The organism is Brevundimonas sp. UBA7534 (genome assembly GCF_002479325.1).
Classification (GTDB): domain Bacteria; phylum Pseudomonadota; class Alphaproteobacteria; order Caulobacterales; family Caulobacteraceae; genus Brevundimonas.
Genome location: NZ_DLMO01000156.1, coordinates 1 through 3,362, shown reverse-complemented (window position 1 = coordinate 3,362; position 3,362 = coordinate 1). Strand labels below are relative to the sequence as shown.

The window sequence follows — 3,362 nt, the reverse complement described above, 5'->3', positions numbered from 1 at the left end:
CAGGGCGCCGACGTTCTTGGTCACCATCGACAGCAGCGTCACCGCCGTGGTCAGCACCGGGACCTGGCTGCGCTCGGTCTTGAGGTAGGGCATGACCCGCTTCAGGGCCATTTCGACGATGCCGGACTTGGCGAAGGCCGCCGACACCACCAGGGCGCAGGCGATGATGACCGTCACGTCGTTGGCGAAACCCTCGAACGCGTCCTCGGCCGGGATCACCCCAATGGCCAGGCCGGCGACCAGGGCGGCCACCGCCACCAGATCATAGCGGAAGCGACCCCAGATGAAGGCCGCGACCGTCAGCCCCACCAGCCCGAAGGCCAAACCCTGTTGCAGCGTCACTTGGTGATCCAACCCCGATGCGAGCCGGAATGGCGCCGCTTGGCCGGAACGGCGAAAGCGTCCGAAGGTTCAGTCGCTTCCGCCGCGTAAACTCACCGTCCGGTCGCCAGCCAGCCCACCGCCCGAACCATGCGCGCGACCTCCGCCAGGAAGGCCCAGACCACCACCACCATCAGGATGGCCGCCAGCCCCCCCACATCGCCGTCCGCCCGGTCGAACAGCCCCCGCACCCGATCCAGGAACTCCGTGACGGTTCCCACCCAGATCACTGGGCTCAGCGGCGACCAGAACCAGATCCACAGCACGCCCCAGGCTGCGGCGGCGCCGAAGGCCAGGTCGCCCAACGCCGTCAGCCGCGCATTCCCGCCCGACGCCGCCCGCATCAGGTCGAAGCCGATGCGGCAGACCGCGAACAGGGTCACGGGCCAGTAGGCGGCCTCGACCATCTGGCGCAGGATCAGGCCATAGTCGACGCCATCGACCACGCCGGCCAGTTCCTCGGGCCGGATCGACATCACCGGCAGCAGGCCCGTCCACCACAGCAGCAGCACCGTCCAGCCGATGGCGCTGGCCACGGCGCGCGCGACCGGCGACATCTCCGCGCTCTTCTTCACAGCCGAGCCCGGCTTGGCCCTGGCCTTGGGTTGAGGCTCCGACCAGTCGCCCGACAGCTTGCGGCTCCAGTCGTCGGCGTCGATGTTTCCGCCCAGTTCGAACAGGCCCAGGTCCTTGACGCGCCACTTGGCGATGAAGTCCGGCTGCTTCCGCTGGCGCTCCAGAATGAAGCCCGCCACGGTTAGTATGCCGATGATCGACACGGCGCCGCTGAACAGGCTGGCGAACCCCTGGCCGATCGCCTGGCCCAGATAGACGTCCCCGACGAGCACTCGCACCGCCAGACCGATCAGGGTTACGCAGACCATCACCGCCAGCCCGACCTTCACGCCGAACGTCCACCACGGATAGAGTTCCGGGCCGATCAGCGCCTGCGGCCCCGAGCGATAGCGCGCCGCCACCGTCAGCGGATGGCCCACTTCGCGCAGCAACGCCTCGACCTCGTCGTCGCTCGGCGCCCGGCCGAGCCGCGCCTCCAGATCCTCGATCCGGCCCATGATGTCGTCGCGCAGTTCGGCGACGATGTCCTCGCGCGTGTCCTTCGGCAACTGGGCCGCGACGGCCTTCAGATAGCGTTCGACCAGATCCATTCCGGCCCCTCCTTCATTCCCGGTGTTCACAGCATCTTCTCCAGCGAGGCCGACAGACCCCGCCATTCGGCCGCCAGTCGCGCCAGCATGGCCTCACCCCGCGGCGACAGGCGGTAGAACCGCTTCCTGCGCCGCTCCTCCTCGCGCCACTCGCTATCCAGCAGACCCTGCCCTTCCAGCCGGCGCAGCAGCGGATAGAGGGTGCTTTCCTCCATCTCCACGCCGACCTGGTTCAGCGCCACGCGAAGCGAATAGCCGTACTGCTCGGTCCTGAGGCTCGCCAGCACGGCGAGGATCAGCGACCCGCGCCGCAACTCCAGCCTCAAGCTCTCGAACAGGTCGTCGTCCTGGCTCACCCGTCCACCTCCATGCGCCACATAGTGTATGACACACAGTGTATGAGGCATACTGTGTGAGAGAGTCAAGGTGGGCGGCGGCGCGTCGTGAGATCTGCTGAGGGTCGCCGGGCGCTCTGGTCCAGATGGAGCAGCGGTCAGGGGATGGGGCCGCCCCCGCCGCCTGACGCAACCTCCCGCGTCGCCCGCGCGCTATGGCGAAACCGTCCCTCGCGCACTAGCTTTCGTTCATGAACCGTTCCTCCTCGCCGAAATCGACGCCGACCAAGACGAACAAGCCCGTCCACGTGCCCGATCCCGGCGTGCGCGAGGCGGCGGCGGCCTTCATTCGCGATACCGGCAAGATGCCGATGTTCGCGCCGGTCGCAGGCCCGCGCCTGACGCCGGAGGAGGCGCCGGCCGCCCCCGCCGACTGGACTCCGCACCGGCCCTCCCGCGAGGGCGCGAAGAAGGGCGGCAAATTCCGGCTCGAGACGAAATACACCCCCGCCGGCGACCAGCCCGCCGCCATCGCCGAACTGGTCGCCCAGGCCGAGGCCGGCGACCGCGATCAGGTGCTGCTGGGCGTCACCGGCTCGGGCAAGACCTTCACCATGGCCAAGGTCATCGAACAGACCCAGCGTCCCGCGCTGATACTTGCGCCAAACAAGACCTTGGCGGCGCAACTATACTCGGAATTTAAGTCATTCTTCCCTGATAATGCTGTCGAATACTTTGTATCTTATTACGACTACTATCAACCAGAAGCATATGTTCCGCGAACTGACACCTATATTGAAAAAGATTCAAGTATAAATGAACAGATCGACCGGATGCGGCATTCGGCGACGCGGGCGATTTTGGAGCGGGACGATGTGATCGTGGTGGCCTCGGTCAGCTGCATCTACGGCATCGGGTCGGTGGAGACCTATACGGCGATGACGTTCGACCTGAAGGTCGGGGCGACGATCGACGAGGCGAAGCTGCGGGCGGACCTGATCGCGCTGCAGTACAAGCGCAACGACGCGGCGTTCGAGCGGGGGATGTTCAGGAAGCGCGGCGACACCATCGAGATCTTCCCCGTCCACCTGGAGGACCGGGCCTGGCGCGTCAGCCTGTTCGGCGACGAGATCGAGGCGATCGAGGAGTTCGACCCCCTGACCGGCAAGAAGACCGCCGCCCTGGACGAGGTCACGGTCTACGCCGCCAGCCACTACGTCACCCCGCGCCCGACGCTGAACCAGGCCGCCGCCGGCATCAAGGCCGAGCTGAAGGAGACGCTGGACTGGATGGTCGAGAACGGCAAGCTGCTGGAGGCGCAACGCCTGGAACAACGCACCCGCTTCGACCTGGAGATGATGGAGGCTACCGGCAGCTGCGCCGGCATCGAGAACTATTCCCGCTGGCTGACCGGCCGCGCGCCGGGCGAACCGCCGCCCACCTTCTTCGAATACATCCCCGACAACGCCCTGCTGTTCGT

The 3,362-nt window shown here is 66.7% G+C and carries 4 protein-coding genes; 1 reads left to right on the top strand and 3 read right to left on the bottom strand.

The features are described 5' to 3' along the window. From B2U11_RS12820 to B2U11_RS12810, 3 genes are all read right to left on the bottom strand, one after another. Positions 1-342: SLC13 family permease (locus B2U11_RS12820; RefSeq protein ID WP_292072224.1), on the bottom strand; the 342-nt coding region annotated here is incomplete at its 3' end. Between the two features lie 92 nt (positions 343-434). After that, complete coding sequence (locus B2U11_RS12815; RefSeq protein ID WP_292072223.1) at positions 435-1,547, bottom strand: HAAS signaling domain-containing protein; 1,113 nt, start codon at positions 1,545-1,547, stop codon at positions 435-437. 26 nt (positions 1,548-1,573) lie between these two features. Beyond that, complete coding sequence (locus B2U11_RS12810; protein WP_414632963.1) at positions 1,574-1,954, bottom strand: PadR family transcriptional regulator; 381 nt, start codon at positions 1,952-1,954, stop codon at positions 1,574-1,576. 179 nt (positions 1,955-2,133) lie between these two features. Between B2U11_RS12810 and B2U11_RS12805 the strand changes: the two genes are divergently transcribed. Continuing rightward, positions 2,134-3,362 (top strand): DEAD/DEAH box helicase family protein (locus B2U11_RS12805; RefSeq protein ID WP_292072219.1); only part of this gene is annotated, 1,229 nt, incomplete at its 3' end.